The following is a 19033-nucleotide window of genomic DNA, read 5'->3' on the forward strand; positions in this document are numbered from 1 at the left end:
CGTGTCGGAACCCACTGGAATCATCGGGGAGGGTTCCGGTCGGTAAGGGCAGAATTGCTTGGAGCATCTGCGCTGTACGTGGTGACGACGTTCGGGAATATTAACGAAGGAGGTAGTTGCGATGATCACGGAGATCGAGCTCCATCTTGTTGACGCTTCCACTCCCAACGGCGAGGTTCCGGTAAAGGACCTAGCCGCCCTCGCGACTGCCTTGCAGGAGTTGACGACTCGAATCTGCCGCGAAGTAGTCAATACGCCTGGACCCGGCCGCACGAAGCAGTTCATGGAGGAGCTCGCACAACTGCGGCTTCGTGCGGTTGAGCCCGGCAGCACCGTGCTCCGATTCAGCAAGGGCCCGACTGACAAACTCGACGTTGACTTGCCTGAACAAGCCGCGGCGGATGACCGCTTGTGGGAAATTGTGCGGGCTATAGGCGAGGATCGTCGCCCCGATTGGGCGACTGACCTGATCGCAGAGAGTGTCGGCAAGTTGGTCAACGCCATGCAAGCAGCGGCGCCGACCGTAATACTCGGCGCGCCTTCGCGGCCGGAAGTACGGATTGCACCGTCGACAATGCATGTCGAAACGTGGACACCCACGCGTATCCGCACAGATACCGTCATAACCGCCGCTGGCCGACTCGAGAAGGTCGATCTACGGTCGCACGATTTCCGTCTCCGCGAGGATGTTGATAACTCGGTCGAACTCAAGAGCGTCGAAAACGATACGGTCGCAGCACAGCTGGTTGGCCAGTGGGTGGTTGCGCAAGGAACCGGGATACAACTCGCGTCAGGCCGGCTTGTCGCACTCCAAAATGTGCGTGTGCTTCCAGCGGACGACCCTAGAGCCGATTATGTTGGTCCCAAAGTCGTTACTCTCGAGGAGATTTTGGCCAGCGCTCCCGGACCGGACCCGGATGGTGGGCTCGACCTCACCAACGACGAATTCGCCGCATTCCTTGAGGCACTGCGTTCGTGAGCGAATTCGCGGCGACGTTAGTCGACACCGATGTGTTCAGTCTGATTTACCTTCGTAAAGATAGCCGTGACGCGCGCGTCGCTAGCTGGCGCGAATACCTCACTGGGCGGCGTGTACTCATTTCGTTCCAGACCAGGGCTGAGGTGTTTGCCGGTGCGCGAGGCGCCGGCTGGGGCCAGCGGCGCATGGCCACGGCGATTGAGACCCTCGACCGGACGCCCACCATTCGCCGCGACAACGAAGTCGTAGATGCATACGCCCTTCTTGTCAGCGAATGGCGAAGGCTTGGTCACGCTCTGCGCGCCAGGGAGCACAACGGCGATCGATTGATCGCTGCCTGTGCCGTCGCCAAGCGGCTAGATCTACTGGCCGGCGACGGGATCTACCAGGGCGCACCAGATCTTTTCGTGGACAGTTGATTAGAAGGGCAAACCCGTTGTCTGATTCCCGGCGCCTGGTCGACAAACTCTGGGCGTACTGCAATGTGCTGCGCGACGACGGCGTTGGTGTCATTGAGTACACCGAGCAACTCACATACCTGCTGTTCCTGAAGATGGCACACGAGCGGGCAACCAGAAAGCTCAACCCGCAGCAGATCGTTCCCGACGAGTACTCGTGGCAGAGGCTTCTGGATGCCGAGGGAACGGACCTCGAGGTCGAATACACGAAGATTCTCGTGGGGTTAGCCCAACAGCCGGGCACGCTTGGCACAATTTTCCGCAAGGCGCAGAACAGGATTCAGGATCCCGCCAAACTCAAACGCCTCATCGTGGATTTGATCGATAAAGAGAACTGGTCGGCTTCGGGCACAGATCTCAAAGGCGATGCGTACGAGGCACTTCTTTCCAAGGGTGCATCCGACAAGGGGTCGGGAGCGGGTCAGTACTTCACCCCGCGTGACCTCATTCGGGCCATGGTCGACGTCATCGACCCCATACCTGCCGACGTGGTCGTCGACCCGGCGTGTGGCACCGGCGGTTTCCTTCTGGTCGCCCATGAGCACGCCGTGCAAGGGGCTGAGAACCTCACCCCGACGCAGCGCAAGCACCTGCGTGACAGTTTTGTCACCGGCTACGAACTCGTCGATGGGACAGCGCGTCTGGCCGCGATGAACCTACTGCTGCACGGCATCGGAACGGCCGACGGCGACTCACTGATCGAAGTTCGTGACGCGCTCATTTCTGACCCAGGCCGACGCTGGTCGGTGGTATTGACTAACCCGCCATTCGGCCGCAAATCGTCGCTGACGATGGTCGGCGCGGATGGTCGGGAAGTGCGCGAGGACATCGAGATTGAACGGCAGGACTTCGTCGTCACGACAAGCAACAAGCAGCTCAATTTCCTGCAGCACATTATGACGATTCTCGACATTAACGGCCGGGCTGCCGTCGTCCTCCCTGACAACGTTCTTTTTGAGGGCGGTGCTGGCGAAACGTTGCGGCGAAAGCTGTTGGCCGACTTCGACCTACATACAATGCTCCGCCTACCCACCGGCATCTTCTACGCCCAAGGTGTGAAGGCCAACGTGCTCTTTTTTGACAAGAAGCCGGCCTCCGAGCAGCCGTGGACCACCAAGCTCTGGGTCTACGACCTGCGCACCAACCAGCACTTCACGCTCAAGCAGAACCCTTTGCGTCGCCATCACCTCGACGAGTTCGTCGACTGTTACCTCAGCGGAAAGCCCCGTGACGAACGTGTCGAGTCGGAGAGGTGGAAATCGTTCGCTTACGAGGACCTCATTGCGCGCGACAAGGTCCACCTCGACATCACCTGGTTGCGTGACGAGTCGCTCGACGATGCCGACAACCTGCCGGCGCCCGAGATCATCGCCAGAGAAATCGTCGAAGACCTCACCGCTGCGCTCGCGGAGTTTGAAGCGGTTGCAGCGGCCCTCGAAGCCACTGCGAATGGAGAAGCTGCCCTAGCTGTCACGGACGAGCGCGACCACGAAACGTAGGAATGCCCGACCCGACAATAATGTGGAGGACCAACTTCGGCCGGTCGCTACTTTTGAGCCCAATCACGCTTGCACACTGCACAGCTGCGAATCGTCACAGCCCAAGTCGGATCTCCAGATTCCGGCTCGCGCAGACTGTGGGTGTCAATTTCGCCGCAGCCCGGACAGGCGCATATGGCGGAGAACGCATCGCTCTCGTCGCCCAACTGAATCTGCATGAGGTGCTTCGACTCCGCCTTTGTATAGCGGCGTTGCAGAGGCCGGTCTCGCGGCGGCACATCACGAGCGGCCACGATGGTCGCTACAAGTTCTCGAAGGTCGGCGTCGGCGGAATCTCCTAGCGGTTGGAGCCTGCCCTTCCGGTCCCGGTGAATCTGCGCTGCGCGGGCGTCGAGCATGACGGCGAAGGGTTCCGCGACTGACCAGTCGATCGTCAAAACACTGCGATGGAGCGCTCCGGCGTAGATGGCGTCGAGATGTTGAGTCTGTTTCTTGAAGCGCCCTCGCATGTCATACCGCAGAACTAAGACAATGGCTTCGTCAGCCGCCGGTGCGCACGCCAATGCTTCTTTCGCGGTGGCGATGACGGTGGAGGCAACCGCGCGTTGATAAAGGTCGTGAATCGCCCTGGAAATCCCGGAGGCTCCTGACCTTGGAAACGAGGATGCAGGTATGCCGAAGGAACAGTCGTCTGGGAAGCCCACGGCGCGTCGCTACAGCCCGGAGGAAAAGGCCGCTGCGGTGCGGATGGTCCGAGCCCTGCGCGCCGAGTTGGGCACCGAGCAGGGCACGGTGTCGCGGGTGGCTCGCCAATTGGGGTACGGCGTGGAGTCGGTGCGTTCCTGGGTGCGCCAAGCCGACATCGACGACGGGTACGCTCCCGGGGTGTCCAGCGCGGAGTCTGCCCGGATCAAGGAGCTGGAACAAGAGAACCGAGAACTCAAGCGCGCCAACGAAATACTGAAACGCGCGGCCAGTTTTTTCGGGGCGGAGCTCGACCGCCAACACAAGAAATAGTGGACTTCATCGACGCCCACCGCGAGGAGTTCGGGGTCGAGCCCATCTGCACCGTCCTGCGATCTGCAGGGGTGTCGATGGCCCCGAGCACCTACTACGACACCAAGACCCGCGCCCCGTCAGCCCGCGCCCAGCGCGACGCAGAGCTTGGGCCGGTCCTGGTAGGGCTCTGGGAGGACAACTACCGGGTATACGGGGCCCGCAAGCTGTGGAAAACGGCACGTCGGGCCGGCCACGACGTCGGCCGGGACCAGGTCGCACGGCTGATGCGGGCCGCCGGCATCGCAGGGGCGCGGCGCGGCAAACGCGTGCGCACCACCACGCCGGATCCCGCCGCGGCGCGACACCCCGATCTGGTCGGGCGCAAGTTCACGGCGAACGCGCCGAATCAGCTCTGGGTGACGGATCTGACGTTCGTGCCGACCTGGGCTGGGGTGGCCTACGTCTGCTTTATCGTCGATGCCTTCAGCAGGATAATCGTCGGCTGGCGAGTCGCCACGCACATGCGCACCACGATGGTGCTCGATGCGTTGGAGATGGCGCGTTGGTCACGCGGAAACCTGTTGGCGGGCTTGACATGTCACTCCGATGCGGGATCGCAGTTTACCTCCATCCGATACGGTGAGCGGCTCGCCGAGATTGGCGCGGTCCCCTCGATCGGGTCGGTCGGGGACAGCTTCGATAACGCTCTGGCGGAGACGGTGAACGGTTACTACAAGGCCGAGTTGATCTACGGGCCCGCCCGCAGCGGGCCGTGGAGGACCGTCGAGGACGTCGAGCTGGCCACCCTGGGCTGGGTCTACTGGCACAACACCAGCCGCCTCCACGGCTACCTCAACGACATTCCACCGGTCGAGTTCGAAGCCGCGTTCTACGATGCACAACGGACCGACCAACCACTGATCGGAATCCAATAGCCCGAGTCTCCGGCAGAACCAGGGCGATTCATCGACTTTTTCTATTTCGCTCCGTGGCCGCGTGCTCGCCGCCGTGTGCACGACCCCCTCCGTGATCTCTGGTCCGGGGTATTGCACCACCACGGTCACATAGTTGCCACCAGGGCCGACCCCTGCGTCGATGCACGTAGATTGTGAAGCATTGTCGGCCAAGGCCGCATCGACGGTGGCGATGACTTCATCGGAATCGTGCGCACACAACAGCTTCCATCGTTTGAGATTCTGTTCGTGGACCAGGTCGTTTGCGGCTCGTTCTGCGGTGTCGGTCGTCCACAACCGGCGCCATCGACGCGGCGTGTCTGGGGTAACCGGGGCTGTTAGGTCAGGAAATTCTTCACGGTGCAGATTGGTGAGCAAGTCGGCTGCGTGGGCACTGTCGGCAGCCAACTGCTTGGCGCGGCGTCGATCGAGTGCATAGTCCACCATCAGCATGACCCCGCTCGCTAGCTCAACTCCGAGCCGGAAGGAATCGGCGACCGTTGCGGGGGGACGCTGATCTGCCACTTTGTTGACGGGTTTGGCCTGGTTGCGGTGACTGGGCCTTGGCCTGCTTGTCGCTGACGCGCTGAACGGACCAACACCCGAACTGAGACCCATTCCATTGCTGCCGACATGAACGCGAGCTGCACGGGGACCGACACTGGCTCTGAGGCCGGTTGGGGAAGCCCGTAGGCGCACGCCCGGAGCGATACGCAGGCTCAGGCCGAATCCCATACCTCCACTTTTGCATCCCTCGGCGACAAGCAGCGGCCGCGGCCTGGAGTTAGTAACTGATTATGGGAACAAATTTGGGAACCAAACTCCGCGAAACCACCCCAAATCAGCGCAACACAGCGCAACCACCCGAACGTCAGACCCCATCTGACCAGCACAAATGAGACAGCCCGAACACCCGAAAATCCCTGGCCCGTAGCTCATAACCCAGAGGTCGCAGGTTCGAATCCTGTCCCCGCTACAAATGTCCTGTCTCGGGACATCGTTGACAGGTGTCCCGAGACATGGTTTACACCTCGTCCCGGTTTTCTGGGCTGTTTCCGCATTTCACGCCGCGTGGTTGGTAGTCGCGGGTGGGGTCGAGGGTGAGTTTGCGGATGAGGTGGCCGGTGCTGCGGTCCAGGACGCGGATGTCGAGGTCGTCGATGAGGACGGTGACTTTGGTGCCGGTGCGTCGTTTGCCGAGGCCGATGTGGTGTAGGCGGCTGTTGTGGCGCAGGGTGATGACGCCGGCGGCGTCGATGACGTCGGTTCGGATGCGGCAGTGGGCCGGGATGAGGTAGCCGCTCGGTGTGGCCTTGAGGCGGGCGTTGAACGCCTGTTGGGGGGTGGTTCTGTTGATCGCCCGGTGGGGGCGCTCGGTGTTGTAGTAATTGGTGAATTCGTCGAGTTGTTGTTGGAGTTGGGCCAGTGTGGTGGCGGGATGGGCTGTGAGCCATCGCTTTTGGGTTTGGTGGAAGCGCTCGACTTTGCCGCAGGTCTGGGGATGGTAGGGCCGGGAGTTGAGGTAGCGCACGCCTAGTTCGCCGAGGGTGATTTCTAGGGAGGTGCGTCCGCCGCGGCGGGGCGCGCCGGTGAAGATGGCGCCGTTGTCGGTGAGCACCGAGGCGGGTGTGCCCCAGCGGGTGAAGGCGGTGGTGAAGGTCGCGGTGACGTCGGGGCCGCTGATGGTGCGGCGGGCCACGCTGGCGATGTCTAGGCGGGAGTGGTCGTCGATGATGTTGAGGATTTCCGCACCGCCGCCGTGAGCGAGGTGCCAGTGGGTGGTGTCAGCTTGCCAGCATTGGTTGGGTAGTTCTGCGGCAAAGCGTTTCCAGGAGGAGCGGGGGCGCTTGTGGGGTTGGGGTGTGATGAAGCCGCGGCGCTGCAGGATGCGCCAGATCGTGGAGATGGCAGGCACGTTGGTGATGGTGGGGTCGGTGGCCAGGTGAGAGGCGATGGTGTCGGCGCCGGCGTCGAGGCCACGTTTGGTCAGGGTCTTGCGCAGTCGCACGATGCGATCCTCGACATCGAGGGCGACGGCGTGCGGGCTGTGGTGTGGCCGGCGTGAGTGGGGCAGGAAGGCGGCGTCACCTTCGGTGTCGTAGCGTTTGCACAGTTGTTGCACCCATTGCCGGGAGACGTCGTAATCACGGGCGACATCGCTTTTGCTGCGACCTTCCAGGACCACGGCGGTGATCACGAGCTGCGCCTTCGACATGGCTGACCTCCTGGCTTGCCGAGGTGTCAACTATGTCGCGAGACAGCTGCCAACTATGTCCTGAAATCACACACTGTCCCCGCTACAAAGTGGGATGGCCCTCAGGCGTAAGCCTGGGGGCCATTTTCGTGGCGGCCGGGGACACCCTGGGGGAGAGGAGACATGTCTTGGCAGCCTTTGCCGCATCTCTAACAATGTCGTCTTGTAGTTGCTATTACGATCGCGATTGATGACTGAACGAGTTCGTGGACCTGTGTCGCCACAAGCGCAAGCCGGCGCGATTGCCCCGCTTGACGTCGACGGCTCCGGAGTCCTCCCCCCGGTCGATGCCAGAGTGCGTCGACTTTTTGGGCTGCTCGAGCGCTTCGCGCCATTTTTGGGATCACGGTGGGCAGTCGAGTTATGGTGCACGCCACCGGTTCTCGAGTCGAGTCTGCGCATGCCGCCGGGTGTGTCCCCGGGCCGGCCGGTAGAAGCGTATTGGGATGGGCATCGGGTCGCTGGTGAGGAGTGGGGCGAGGGACCGCCGATTTATCTGGTCCATGGGTGGGGCGGCCAGCGCGCGCATCTGGCAATCTTCGTCAAACCGCTGGTGGAGGCGGGGTATCGAGTTGTCGCGTTCGACCTGCCCAGCCACAACGAATCTGATCCAGGTGAGCTCGCGCCCGGACGCACCACAGCCACCGAGTGCGCCGACGCGATTGCGGCCATGATCGAGACCCACGGGCCCGCCCACGCGGTAGTAGCTCACTCACTCGGAGCAAACGCGACTGCGTTGGCGGCGGCGCAGGGCGCACCCGTAGGGCGCTTGGTCCTATTTGCGCCAATGGGCGATTTTCCCCTCTATCTCGACTGGTTCGCCGCACGCCATGGCTTCGGTCGCCGGATCCGCGCGGGTCTGCACCGCCGGCTGGAAAAGCGAATCGCCATGCCGCTGGAAGAGACGAACATGACGCGGATCGGTCGGCGAGCCAACTACCCACCACTGCTCCTGATCCACGACCCCGACGACCCGGACAGCCCCTATGCCGCCACCGAGCGACTGGCCGCGGCGTGGCAAGGTGCACAATTTCTGACCACCCAAGGGCTCGGCCGCTTAGCGCATTACCGAATCCTGCGCCACCGCCCCGCTATTCGCGCCGGAGTGGAATTCATAGGTCCAAGCAGCTGATCGGGCCCATCCTGCAGTGGCGACGTCATGCTGTGGTCAGCCGGATGGAGAGTCGAATCGGGCCGCGTAGCGAGCTATGGGTAGACCATGTCGTGGGGCCCACGGGTTTGATCTGGCTGACGTGTTCGACGAGTTGTCGTAGCACCGCGTGCGCTTCCATGCGCGCCAGTGGTGCGCCCAGACACATGTGGGCGCCGTAGCCGAAGGCAATGTGGGAGCGTGGGTTGCGGTTGGCACGGTACTGGTCGGGTTCGTCGAAGACCGTTGGATCGCGGTTGGCCGCTCCGAACGACAGCAGGACGCGTGAGCCGTGGGGAATGGTGACGTCACCGATTTGATAGTCGGCGCGGGTATAGCGGTAGAGGTTCTGGATAGGGGTGGTGATGCGGAGTTGTTCTTCGATGGCCACCGGGATGAGATCGGGCCGCGCACGGATCATTTCGTATTGATCGGGATGATGGGCCAGGGTGTCGAACATGCCACCGAGGAGGTTGGTGGTCGTTTCGTTTCCGGCGATGAGTAGATGGATCGCAATGAGCAGCAGTTGGCGGTCGGTGAGGCTGCCATCGGTGTTGTGTGCCACGAGCCGGCCCAGCACAGTATCCGAGCCTTTGAGGCTCCCTGCGGCGAATTGCTTGACGAAGTAGCGCTGCAACGCGGCCATTGCCGTCATTGACCGTGCGGCACCGATCAGTCCGGACAGCGTCGGAGTCACGTCCATGACTCCGACGCCGCGTTCCGACCATCGACGGAAGTCGCCGACATCGTCGTCGGGCACGCCGAGGATCCGTGCGATCAGGCGTATCGGCATTGGTATGGCCAACCGCTGCACAACGTCGCATCCGGGGTTGCTCAGCACATCCGCGACGAGTTCTTCGGCCAGCTTCTCGATGATCGCCTGCCAGGAGTTCATGGCCCCCTTGCTGAATCCCGGCTGAACTTGCTTGCGCAGGCGGGTGTGCTCCGCACCGTCGGTGAGCACCGCCAGCGGTGCCGACATTCGCAGTCGGGTGACTCCTTGGGTGCTCGTGACCCGATCAGTGTCGCGCAGCGCGGCGCGCACGTCGTCGAGCCGGCTGATGATGAAGGTGGCGCGTTTGGGGTTGTAGTGCACGCGTCCACTGCTGTGCAGTGCCCGGTAGGCGTCGAAGGGGTGTGCAGCGGTGATGGGGTTTTGCGGGTCGTAGTCGGTGTTGACCGCGCCGGTCCACCCGTCGTAGCCGCGGCGGCGGGTTCGGATGGCGGCGGCCACATTCATCTTCACGGCATGGCCAAAGAGCCTGGCGCCTTCTGCTGCTCCCTGCATGGTCTGCCTCGCCGACATGCCGACCTATCTGACCGGTCCACTGTCGCGACCGACGTCCCGCCGCGATCGGAGCTGAGTGGCGACGATGCAGGTCATCAGGTATCCGACGTAACACAGCCCGAGCGCGTGTGCGTGTCGTCGGGTCCGAGGAATAGCCGCCAGGATGCCGAGCGTCGTTTCGATGCCCCCGTTGATGTAGGTGAAGGCGCGCGCGTGCCGGGGGAAACCGAGGCGGTTGAATGGCTCGAACACTCGTGGCGCCAGGAAATGCGCCAGGCCGACGCTCACCGCGGCGGCTGTGCGCACGGGGCGGCTCTGCCGGCGCCGGCTATCAATATCGCTCATGCCGGCTACCGGTGACGACACATACCTGACGCATCAGCGTCTCCATCTGGGCAGTCGAAGCTACCGTAATTGCGAGATTGTTTTTCTCGTAAATAGTGCCACGGTGGGGCGCCGGTGTACAGGGCGGCGGGCTTAGGGTCGTGTGGTGAGCCAACCCCGCCGGGGACGACCGCGAAGTGCCGCTGCGCACGAGGCGATTCTGGCGGCGACTCGCTCGCTGCTTGTTGATGTCGGCTACGCCGGGGTTTCGATGGACAAGGTGGCCGCAGTAGCCGGGGTCGGCACGCAGACGGTGTATCGGCGCTGGCCGTCGAAGGCGCCCCTGGTGGCCGAAGCCGTCATGCAGCAATACCCCCCTGCCGACTTCACACTTCCCGACACCGGCGATTGCGTCGATGACCTACGAACCTGGATGCGCGAATACGCCGCACGCACGGCAGCGCCGGAAAATGTCGCACTGATCCGGGCACTCGCCGCGGCGGCTGCCGAAGACCTCGACGATCGAGACAGCCTCTACCGGCAACTCACCGGTCGTGTGCACCAAGCGGTGCAGGACCGGTTAGCAAAAGGGATAGCTCTCGGTCAGATTCAGGCCGGCACCGACATCGAGGCTGTCGCCGACGCGCTGATCGGAGCGATCCTGTACCGAGTACTCAGCTCGACAACACCCGTGAACGAAACGCTGCAACGGTACGACGGGCTTATCGACACGCTGACAAGCGGACTCACTCCGCGCTGAACGGGGTGCGCGGGCAGCTATCAGGACTGCCCGTCGCCGCCGTCGTTCGTGGCAGAGTTGCCCCAACCTGTGCCACCGAAGCCGCCGACACCGACAGTGCCGCCATGACCTCCGGCGTTGGGGAAACCGCCATTGTTTGCGCCGGGGCCGCCTGCCCCGCCGCCAGCACCGTCAGTGCCGCCGCCACCGGTGAACGGGAACCCGAGGGTCTCCAGGCCACCACCCCCACCGCCGCCGCCGGTGCCGATTCCACCGTTCCCCGCCGCGCCCCCGGCGCCAAATATGGCGGCGTAGGACGCGGAACCTCCGGCGCCTCCGGCTCCTGCGGCACCGCCGGCGAACGCGGCCCCTCCGCCTCCCCCGCCACCTCCGGCGCCGGCTGCTTGCAACACGGCGGTGCCGCCCGCGCCGCCGCCCCCGCCAGTGCCACCCGACCCGCCCGCCGGTGCGCCGGCACCACCGCCGCCGCCGGTGCCGCCAACCGCTTTGGCGACGGTGTTGCCGCCGGTCTCAGTTGTGGCGGTGCCGCCGGTGCCGCCGGTACCGCCGATGCCGCCGGTGCCGCCGCCGCCGGCGAAGGCGCCGCCAAGCCCGGCATGGCCGCCATCCCCGCCGGCGCCGCCACCACCCCCGCCGCCGGCGACGGCAGCAATGAGGTTGGCTGCGTCGGTCTGAGCCGTACCGCCGAGGCCGCCGGCGCCGCCTTTGCCCCCGCCGCCTCCACTGCCATTGACTCCGCTGCCGCTGGTGTTGCCGCCGGCCCCACCGGCACCGCCGTGGCCACCTTGGCCGCCGTGGCCGGCGTAGTCCTGGGCAAAGGTGCCGTCGTTGGCGCCGCCGGTACCGCCGATACCTCCGGCTCCACCGGTGCCGCCCGCGCCGCCGTTGCCGGCTTGCCCGTAATACCCGCCGCCGGGCCACACCCCGGCGCCACCGGCCCCACCGGCACCGGCGGCACCGCCATCGCCGCCGATTCCCCCGGCTCCGGCAATCGGTCCGCCGTTTCCGCCGCTGCCGCCGTGGCCGCCCGTGCCGCCGTTGCCGCCGAGACCGCCCACCCCGCCGGTCCCGCCCAGCAGGGCGTGGTTCGCGCCGCCGGCACCACCGTCACCGCCGGCCCCGCCGTGGAAGCCGCTCCCACCGGCCCCGCCGGGCGCGGCGTTGTTGAAGCCGGTATCGCCGCCGCCGCCTGAGCCACCCGCTCCGCCGGCACCGCCGGCACCGCCGAACAGGGAGAACAATTGCTGGTTAACCCCGCCGGACCCGCCATTTCCGCCGTGGCCGCCAGGCCCGTTGTTGATGTTCACCCCGCCGCCTCCGCCGGCCCCGCCGGCTCCCGGCGAACCCCCGCCAAGGAACCCATTGGCCCCTCCGGCTCCGCCGTTTCCGCCGGAGCCGCCGAACAACGGGAACCCCTTTCCGCCGGCACCGCCATCACCGCCGTGGCCCCACAAGCCCGCCGATCCACCGTTCCCGCCGGCCTTCCCGATCCCGCCGGACCCGCCGTTGCCGCCGTTGCCGATCAGCCACCCGCCGTCGCCGCCCTTCTGCCCGGTGAGCGGCGCCCCATCGGCTCCGTTGCCGAACAGCGGGCGACCCGTCAGCATCTTGACCGGGTCGTAGTTGAACACCCCGGTGGCCTGAATTTGACCGACCAGTGACGTCAGCGGGTCGGCAGCGGCCGCCGCATTGGCCGCCTCCGCCGTCGCATACGCCCCGGCTCCCGACGTCAACGTTTGAACGAATTGCTCATGAAACAGGGCCGCCTGCGCGCTGAGCGCCTGATACTGCTGGCCGTAGGCGCCGAACAACGCAGAGACGAACGCCGAAACCTCATCCGCACCCGCCGCCAGCACCGCCGTCGTCGAGCCCGACGCTGCCGCCCTGGCAGCTTGCAGCGTCGACCCGACACTGGCCAGATTTGCCGCAGCCGCATCCACCAGTTCCGGTGCCACGCTTACAAACGACATGGTGTCCTACCTTCATCTCAGCGCTACAGGAATCGACAACCGCTAGGGCGTGGTGCCCTGCTGGAAGATGCCGGCGAGGTTGTGGCCGATGTTCTCCATGCCCGACACGAAGTTGTACGCAAGCCCGGCACCCAGATCGCCGACGTTGGCCATGCCCGAAACAGCGTTGCCGAAATTCGAGAAGCCCGAGGAGATTTGGCCGGTGACGTTGAAGCCCGAGGTGCCAAAGTTGAGGAACGGGAACGGGTTCGTGTTCTGGAAGCCCGAGACGAAGTCGCCGGTGTTGTAGAAGCCGGAGCTGGCACCGAGGCCCGTGTTGAAGAAGCCCGATGAAGGGGCGGTGGTGGTGTTGAAAAAGCCTGGCGCCGAGGGGATGTCGAATTGGGTGACCGTGACGGGGGCCGTTGTGATGCTGGGGACGTCGATGGCCGGCGCGTCGAAGGGGAAGATGTTGACGCTCTGAATAACCACCGTCGGCGTCAAGGGGCCCGGGGGGATGGTGATTGTCGGCGTGTCGAATCCACCCAGGTTGATGGGGGGAACGGAGAAGCTGTTCGTCGATATGACCGGAGTGTTGTAGCCCCCGGGCGCTCCGATGGTGATGATCGGGGCGTTGAATGACGTCAAACCGATCGTTGGCAGGTTGAAAGCGGAGATGAAGCCATTAGAACCGAATTGAGTTATCTGGTTACCGCTGTCATTCATTGAGAAGTACTTTATTGGAACCCCTGGGTCACCGATGAGAATCGGCGGGATGAAAACGTTGGTGAGATTGATATAGGTGCCGAGCCCGTCCAATTTCCCGAATGTCTGGGCCGGGTCGCCACCAACTTGGAAGTTGGCGGCAAGCGGAAGATACATGGACGGTAGTTGTACGAAGGGAAGGTTGAACTGTCCGATCGATATCGTGGGCGCCGTGAAACCGCCTACTGATATCGGTGGTGTCGTGAACTGCGGAATATGCACGCTCGGAAGGTTGATTCCCGGAATCGTTATCGTCGGGGCCGAGAACCCGCCGATGTGGAAGGAGGGGATTGAGAACTGCGAGTTGTTGATGATCGACGGTATGACCATCTTCGGTGCGAAGAAGCCGCTGAGGTGGGCGGACGGGATGTGGATCGGGGGCAGGGTGAGGGCGGGCAGCCCGATTTGAACGTGCAGACTTCCCTGGAAATTGCCGGTCATGAACATGCCGTTGTCAAAGTTGCCGCTGATGAACATGCCGTTGTTGAAACTGCCGGTGTTGAATGCGCCGGTGTTGACGTTGCCGGTGTTGTAGGAACCGGTGTTGAAGCTGCCGAGATTGAAGTCGCCCGTGTTCACCCAACCGGGGTTGAAGGAGCCCGTGTTGTAGCTACCCGCGTTGTAGGCGCCGGTGTTGACGGCACCCGAGTTGAAGAAACCCGTGTTGAGATTTCCGGCGTTGAAGAACCCGGTGCTGGCTAGGCCCGAATTCGCGATGCCCGTGCTGAAGTCTCCCGAGTTGAAGAAGCCGAAGCTGCCCTTGCCCGAATTGAAGAACCCGACACTGCCGTCACCGGAATTGAACAGACCGAAACTGTTGGCGCCCGAGTTCAGCTGAATGCCGACCTGGTTGTTGCCGGTCAGTCCGATGCCGATGTTGTGGTCACCTCTGTTGGCGATACCGATGTTGAAGTTGCCCAGGTTGGCAATGCCCTGGTTGTTGCTGCCCAGATTCCCGAACAAGAGGTTGTGGCTGCCGACGTTTCCGGAGCCGATGTTTCCGTCGCCGATGTTTCCGGATCCGAAGTTGGAATTGCCGAGGTTCGCGTTGCCGATGTTCCCGAAACCGAAGTTGCCCATGCCGAGGTCGTTCATGCCGGCGTTGGCCAGGCCGAGGGCGAAGTCAAGTGACCGTGTGCTCGCGGCGGGTAGGGCCGCGGCGGCGGCGGATGCGCCCGCCTGCCCTCCGGTCAGCTGACCCAGCATGCCGGGCAGATTCTGCAGCGGCCCGGCGATCGGCAGTAAGGCGGCAACAGCGCTGGATGCGTCGGCGTAGTAGGCCACCATCGCGGCCACGTCCTGGGCCCACATCTCCGCATAGTCGGCCTCGACGGCTGCGATGGCCGGGAAGTTCAGGCCGAACAGGTTTGTCCGCGCGAGCGACGACACCACCAGGCGGTTCAGCGTGACCATGTCGGGGTGCACCGTCGCCGCCTGCGCCTTCTCGAACGCGGCCACCATGGTGCGTGCCGCCGAAGCCGTCTGATCGGCTTGCGCGGAAACCGTTGTGAGCCAGCCGACGTAAGGCGCGGCGGCCTTCATCATCGCCTGCGATGCCGCGCCTTGATAGGACGCCTCAGTCAACGTCGAGGTCACCGAGTCGAAAGACGCTGCAGCCGAACCTAATTCCGCGGCCAAACTGTCCCACGCCTGCGCCGCGCCGAACAGGGGCTCGGCTCCCGCACCCCCGAATATTTGGGCCGAGTTGATCTCCGGTGGCAACACTAGAAAACTCATCGCCTCAAACCTTCCTTCTCCCAGCACCTTTGGCATGCGGCTCGCTGCGAGACCGCACCGAGCGTCTACAGGGTTTCGCGCTCGGCGAGCGGGGTAAAGGGGTCGAAATACCCAATCAGCGGAACAGCCTGCGCTGGGCCGGCAGTGTGGGTATTTATGACGACGCGCACCAGTGACAGACTTCTGTCCATCGACCGGCTTTAGGAAGTGATGACTTGGATGGTCTTGAGATGGCCACCGCCGAGCGCACGGACCTGGCTGATCTTCTGGAGACTCTGACGCCCGGGCAGTGGGAGGCGCCGTCCCTTTGTCAGGGCTGGCGGGTACGGGACGTGGTCGCTCACGTCATGAGCTTCGACGAGGTCAGTCTTCGTGGCATGTTTCGCCGCGCCATCCGGGGCCGGATCCTCCACATCAACCAGGTGGGTGTTGACGAACTCGCATCTCTCACTACCGAACAGCTCCTGCACAGGCTGCGGGCTCGTCTGAGGCCACAGGGGCTCGCCACTCTTCTCGGGGGCCGGCTCGCCCTGCTCGACGTCACCATCCATCATCAGGACATCCGCCGTCCGCTGGGTATGCCCCGCCAGATCCCGGCCGAACGGCTGCGGTGGGTCCTGGGGGCCTGCTTGTGGAGTCCCGAACTGCCGGCGTGGCGCCTCGCCCGCGGTTTACGCCTGACCCCAACCGACCTGGACTGGACGCACGGCTCGGGACCGGAAGTCACCGGACCGGCAGAAGCCGTGCTGGTGGCCATCACCGGCCGGCGAAGTGCCATCGGGGAGCTGGCCGGCCCAGGGCAACCGGTGCTGGCCGGCCGGCTCACCCGCTGAGCCCAGTCGGGGCGACCAGCGCGCTTCAAATCATCTGACGTGAAACACTATTGAGCCAGATGCAGACTCGCGGCCCCGTTGCGTGGGTAGTTCTGCCAGGCCTGCTGCTCCAACAGGCCCAGTTCGATTGCCAGGAGCGTCAACTGTGGGCGACGCCGGCGCCCGGTCTTGTCACGGATCCGATCCAGGTGCGATCGCACGGTCCGCAGCGATATGACCAAGGCTTGGGCGATTTGCTGGTCTGTCTTGCCGTGGGCGAGCAAAGCCAAAAGCTCCAACTCCCGTCGGCTGAGCCGGTGCGCCGGCCGATCCCGCTTCGTCGACGCCACCGCCGGCGTCGAGCCGGCTGCCGCGAGCCCGTCGTGGTAGCCCGCAGCGATCGCGCGGTAGCCCGCCGCCGAGGCAGCATCGGCGGCCTCCCGGTACAGCGTGACGGCATCCATCGCATCGCCGCGGTAGGCGGCGAGATCAGCCGCCGCCCCCACGGCCAGGGGATGGCGGTCCGGCCCCAGCGCGGCGCTCACGCAGTGGTCGGCCTCGGCTTCGGACCCGACTGCCAGCAACGCGGGCACCACGGTGCTCACGACGAAGGGGTCTTTGGCCAGCACGGGCACGCGTGTCAGCAGGGTTCTCGCCGCATCAGCAGCCGTCTGGGGGTCCCCGCCCCGGGCGACGGCCAGTTCGACGCGGGTAGGGCCGCAGATGCGGTGCCACCAGCCGTCGCGGGGCCCAAGATCTTCCAGTAGCGCCTCGGCTTCGGAAAGCCTGCCCTGCTGCAGCCGCACCCAGGCCAAGAGTTCACGCCCGAGGAAGGACGACATCCCGGTGGGAACGGCTTCGGAGGCGTCGAGCACAGCCAGGGCGGCCGCCTCGGTTTGATCGATGTCGCCCAGGAATCGGCTTGCCACCGCCTCGATGAGCGACGCCAGCACCTCGGGCGCCGGGCCGACGTTGAGGGCGCGGGCGCCGCTGCGGATGAGGTCGACGACCGACGCCAGCTCGCCGGCCCGCATCGCCAACGCCTTCTGAAAAACGCTGATGATGATGCCGGCGCCGAATTCTTCGGGCAACCTCAGGCGCATCGCCTCCGCGACCCCGCGGTCGATCACCGCAATACCCTCGTCGCGGCGCCCCAGCTCACACAGCGCCGCACCACGGTAAATCAACGCCGCGGCGCGGGCAGGCTTGGCATCGGACGCCTCGGCGAGCGCCAGCGCGCGATCGGCACACGCGAGACCGGCCGCGCCTTCCAGGTTGGAGTCGTGCCACATCGCCAGCCGCGCGTACAGCAAGGCCAGATCCGGTCCTGGCAAGGCGTTTTCGAGTATCAGACGCGCCCGCTCGAACGCATCGAGAGCAGCCTGATGCTCACCAAGGGCCAACTGCACGGAACCCAGGACGATGAGAAGCTTTGCCGTCAAGGCGTTTCCGGCTTCTCCCAGCAGCTCCACCCCCTCTTGCAGCGGGGCGATCGCGGCCGCCGGGTCCCCACTGGCCAGCAGCATCCGACTCCGCTCGCACAGCAAATTGCTGCGCTCAACAGGATTGACGACGTTGACCAGTGCGTGGTCATACAGCGTCGCCGCCTCGGCAAACGCCCCCGCCCGCGACGTCATCTCAGCCGCCTCGGCGCACAGCGGCGCGGCGTCGGCCGCGCGACCGGCGGCCAACAGGTGACGACCCCGCTCGATCACCGGCGCGGGCGGCACCGTTGCCGCGAGCGCGTCGGCGGCGCGGCTGTGCAACGTCGTGGCTTCCCAGACCGGCACCGCGTTGCGCACGGCCTCGTAGGTGAGAGCGTGCCGGAACCGCAGCCGGCCGCGGTGGACCGGGTCGGTTTCCACCAGCCGTGCGCGGGTCGCGGCGGTCAGCGCAGCCCACACCACCGGGGCGCGCAGCCCGGTCAGCTCCGACAGCAACCCGGGATCGAAGGTGCTGCCGAGCACCGCCGCAGCCATCACGACGCGCTGGTAGTCCGGCTCGAGGTGATCGAGTCGTCGTAAAACGCCCAGCGCCAACGTGTTCGGCAGATGTAGCCCGGAAAGCTCCGAGCATTGCCACGCTCCATCACGCCGAAAGACGTGCCCTGATCTGATCGCCGCTTCCAGCAACTCCTCGACGGCATACGGTACACCTTCACTGCGGTGCACCAGCATGTCGACCAACTCGCTGCTGACACGCTCGACCTCGAGTCGAGCGCACACCAGGCGCTGGACATCTCGTCGGGCCAGTGGCGACAAGTCCACCATGCTGGCCAGCCCGGCGCGTCGCCACCCGTCGAGCATGACGCGCACCGGGTGGGTCGCACCGCCCTCGTCCGAGCGGTCCGTCACCACCAAGAGCAACGGAAGCTTGCGGGTGCGCCGAGCGACGAAGTCGATCAGCGCGCGCGTGGATGCGTCAGCCCAATGCACATCCTCGACCACCAACAGCGCACCCGACTGGGCCGCCACCGTGCGCAGCACCGTGACCACGCCCTCGAAGAGCTGCAGCCGGATCGGGGCACCGAACAGATCGTCGATCGGGGGCACTCCGTTGGACAGTTCCGGGACGATCGCGCCCACCGCGCCGGCCGCCGGCCCGAGCTTTCGTCGAAATTCCGCCACATCGGCTGTCGTCAGGTAGGTATCGATCGCTTCGCAAAAGGGCAGAAAGGGCAATGCGAGCTCCAGCTCGCGGCACCCACCCCACAGCGCAGCACAGCCGCGCTCCTCGGCCCGGCGGCTGAGTTCACGGGCCAGGCGCGTCTTGCCCATTCCGGCATCGCCCGCCACCACACGCACCCGGCCCGTTCCCCGCCGGGCATCGTCGAGTGTTTCCTCCAGCGCCGCGAGGTCTGCATCCCTCGCGATCAGCGGGGTCACCGGAACCCGCCAGACTTAACGCTCAGCAGCACGGCGAGAGTCGCGATGGTCTTGTGCATGCCAAATCCCTTCGTTGCACTTCTGCCCGAATGCGCAGTGCGGGTTGGTCAAGCTTCAACGACCTACCGGGCTACCGATCCCAAGATCGCGGCGATGGGGCCGGGTACCCGACCGCTAACTCCCGCCGACACCAAGTCACAGTCCAGGTAGCTCACAATCAT

At 64.9% G+C, this 19033-nt stretch carries 13 protein-coding genes, 2 pseudogenes and 1 other annotated feature; of the genes and pseudogenes, 8 read left to right on the top strand and 7 right to left on the bottom strand.

What is annotated here, in order from left to right; all coding sequences use genetic code 11:
- Positions 1 to 121: 121 nt before the first annotated feature.
- The 4 genes and pseudogenes from C0J29_RS33625 to C0J29_RS07790 all read left to right on the top strand — a co-directional run.
- A pseudogene (locus C0J29_RS33625) lies at positions 122 to 337 on the top strand (hypothetical protein); the annotation flags it as partial.
- 540 nt (positions 338 to 877) lie between these two features.
- Positions 878 to 979: pseudogene (locus tag C0J29_RS33630) on the top strand (hypothetical protein); the annotation flags it as partial.
- Positions 976 to 1398 (top strand): PIN domain-containing protein, encoded by a 423-nt coding sequence (locus C0J29_RS07785; RefSeq protein WP_120791945.1) that lies wholly within the window; start codon positions 976 to 978, stop codon positions 1396 to 1398. The pseudogene C0J29_RS33630 and the gene C0J29_RS07785, both read left to right, overlap by 4 nt.
- Before the next feature lie 17 nt (positions 1399 to 1415).
- Positions 1416 to 2936, top strand: a complete 1521-nt coding sequence (locus C0J29_RS07790) for a class I SAM-dependent DNA methyltransferase (RefSeq protein ID WP_120791946.1) — start codon at positions 1416 to 1418, stop codon at positions 2934 to 2936.
- A gap of 47 nt (positions 2937 to 2983) precedes the next feature.
- Here C0J29_RS07790 and C0J29_RS07795 read toward each other — a convergent pair whose 3' ends face one another.
- Positions 2984 to 3640 (bottom strand): hypothetical protein, encoded by a 657-nt coding sequence (locus tag C0J29_RS07795; protein WP_162951407.1) that lies wholly within the window; start codon positions 3638 to 3640, stop codon positions 2984 to 2986.
- On the opposite strand from C0J29_RS07795, the gene C0J29_RS07800 reads away from it, so the two are divergent.
- A protein-coding gene (locus C0J29_RS07800; protein WP_120791948.1) for an IS3 family transposase occupies positions 3609 to 4870 on the top strand; the annotation gives its coding sequence in 2 pieces (ribosomal slippage) (positions 3609 to 3918 and positions 3918 to 4870; 1263 coding nt in all). The two genes, C0J29_RS07795 and C0J29_RS07800, sit on opposite strands and share 32 nt — an antisense overlap.
- Positions 3908 to 4039: a sequence feature (AL1L pseudoknot), on the top strand. Its footprint overlaps the gene before it by 132 nt.
- Before the next feature lie 1042 nt (positions 4871 to 5912).
- On the opposite strand, the gene C0J29_RS07805 is transcribed toward C0J29_RS07800, so the two are convergent.
- Entirely contained in the window at positions 5913 to 7103 is a 1191-nt protein-coding gene (locus C0J29_RS07805) for an IS481 family transposase (protein WP_065049281.1), read from the bottom strand.
- A gap of 229 nt (positions 7104 to 7332) precedes the next feature.
- Here C0J29_RS07805 and C0J29_RS07810 point away from each other — a divergent pair, with 229 nt between their 5' ends.
- Positions 7333 to 8274 (top strand): alpha/beta fold hydrolase, encoded by a 942-nt coding sequence (locus C0J29_RS07810; protein ID WP_120791949.1) that lies wholly within the window; start codon positions 7333 to 7335, stop codon positions 8272 to 8274.
- A 25-nt stretch (positions 8275 to 8299) separates the two neighbouring features.
- Here C0J29_RS07810 and C0J29_RS07815 read toward each other — a convergent pair whose 3' ends face one another.
- Both C0J29_RS07815 and C0J29_RS33320 read right to left on the bottom strand, forming a co-directional pair.
- On the bottom strand, positions 8300 to 9598 hold the full coding sequence (locus C0J29_RS07815; protein WP_120791950.1) for a cytochrome P450: 1299 nt from the start codon (positions 9596 to 9598) through the stop codon (positions 8300 to 8302).
- A 6-nt stretch (positions 9599 to 9604) separates the two neighbouring features.
- Positions 9605 to 9925, bottom strand: a complete 321-nt coding sequence (locus C0J29_RS33320) for a hypothetical protein (protein ID WP_065164332.1) — start codon at positions 9923 to 9925, stop codon at positions 9605 to 9607.
- A 145-nt stretch (positions 9926 to 10070) separates the two neighbouring features.
- Here C0J29_RS33320 and C0J29_RS07825 point away from each other — a divergent pair, with 145 nt between their 5' ends.
- On the top strand, positions 10071 to 10664 hold the full coding sequence (locus C0J29_RS07825) for a TetR/AcrR family transcriptional regulator (RefSeq protein WP_174814828.1): 594 nt from the start codon (positions 10071 to 10073) through the stop codon (positions 10662 to 10664).
- A 20-nt stretch (positions 10665 to 10684) separates the two neighbouring features.
- On the opposite strand, the gene C0J29_RS07830 is transcribed toward C0J29_RS07825, so the two are convergent.
- Together C0J29_RS07830 and C0J29_RS07835 are read right to left on the bottom strand one after the other, a co-directional pair.
- Positions 10685 to 12634: a PE family protein gene (locus C0J29_RS07830; RefSeq protein ID WP_120791952.1), complete on the bottom strand. Its 1950-nt coding sequence runs from the start codon at positions 12632 to 12634 to the stop codon at positions 10685 to 10687.
- Between the two features lie 42 nt (positions 12635 to 12676).
- A complete protein-coding gene (locus C0J29_RS07835; RefSeq protein ID WP_120791953.1) occupies positions 12677 to 15115 on the bottom strand; it encodes a PPE family protein in 2439 nt (812 codons plus the stop codon).
- Positions 15116 to 15345: 230 nt separating this feature from the next.
- Here C0J29_RS07835 and C0J29_RS07845 point away from each other — a divergent pair, with 230 nt between their 5' ends.
- Positions 15346 to 15948, top strand: a complete 603-nt coding sequence (locus tag C0J29_RS07845; RefSeq protein WP_197748246.1) for a maleylpyruvate isomerase family mycothiol-dependent enzyme — start codon at positions 15346 to 15348, stop codon at positions 15946 to 15948.
- 47 nt (positions 15949 to 15995) lie between these two features.
- On the opposite strand, the gene C0J29_RS07850 is transcribed toward C0J29_RS07845, so the two are convergent.
- The gene (locus tag C0J29_RS07850; protein ID WP_120791956.1) at positions 15996 to 18812 is read right to left on the bottom strand and encodes an ATP-binding protein; all 2817 of its coding nucleotides are present in this window, start codon (positions 18810 to 18812) and stop codon (positions 15996 to 15998) included.
- Positions 18813 to 19033 lie beyond the last annotated feature (221 nt).

It is taken from the genome of Mycobacterium paragordonae (assembly GCF_003614435.1).
GTDB lineage: Bacteria > Actinomycetota > Actinomycetes > Mycobacteriales > Mycobacteriaceae > Mycobacterium > Mycobacterium paragordonae.

Coding starts and splice junctions, on each gene's coding strand:
- C0J29_RS07830 (WP_120791952.1), bottom strand. CDS start 12,634: ATGTCGTTTGTAAGCGTGGCACCGGAACTGGTGGATGCGGCTGCGGCA.
- C0J29_RS07815 (WP_120791950.1), bottom strand. CDS start 9,598: ATGTCGGCGAGGCAGACCATGCAGGGAGCAGCAGAAGGCGCCAGGCTC.
- C0J29_RS07805 (WP_065049281.1), bottom strand. CDS start 7,103: ATGTCGAAGGCGCAGCTCGTGATCACCGCCGTGGTCCTGGAAGGTCGC.
- C0J29_RS33320 (WP_065164332.1), bottom strand. CDS start 9,925: ATGAGCGATATTGATAGCCGGCGCCGGCAGAGCCGCCCCGTGCGCACA.
- C0J29_RS07845 (WP_197748246.1), top strand. CDS start 15,346: ATGGCCACCGCCGAGCGCACGGACCTGGCTGATCTTCTGGAGACTCTG.
- C0J29_RS07835 (WP_120791953.1), bottom strand. CDS start 15,115: ATGAGTTTTCTAGTGTTGCCACCGGAGATCAACTCGGCCCAAATATTC.
- C0J29_RS07810 (WP_120791949.1), top strand. CDS start 7,333: ATGACTGAACGAGTTCGTGGACCTGTGTCGCCACAAGCGCAAGCCGGC.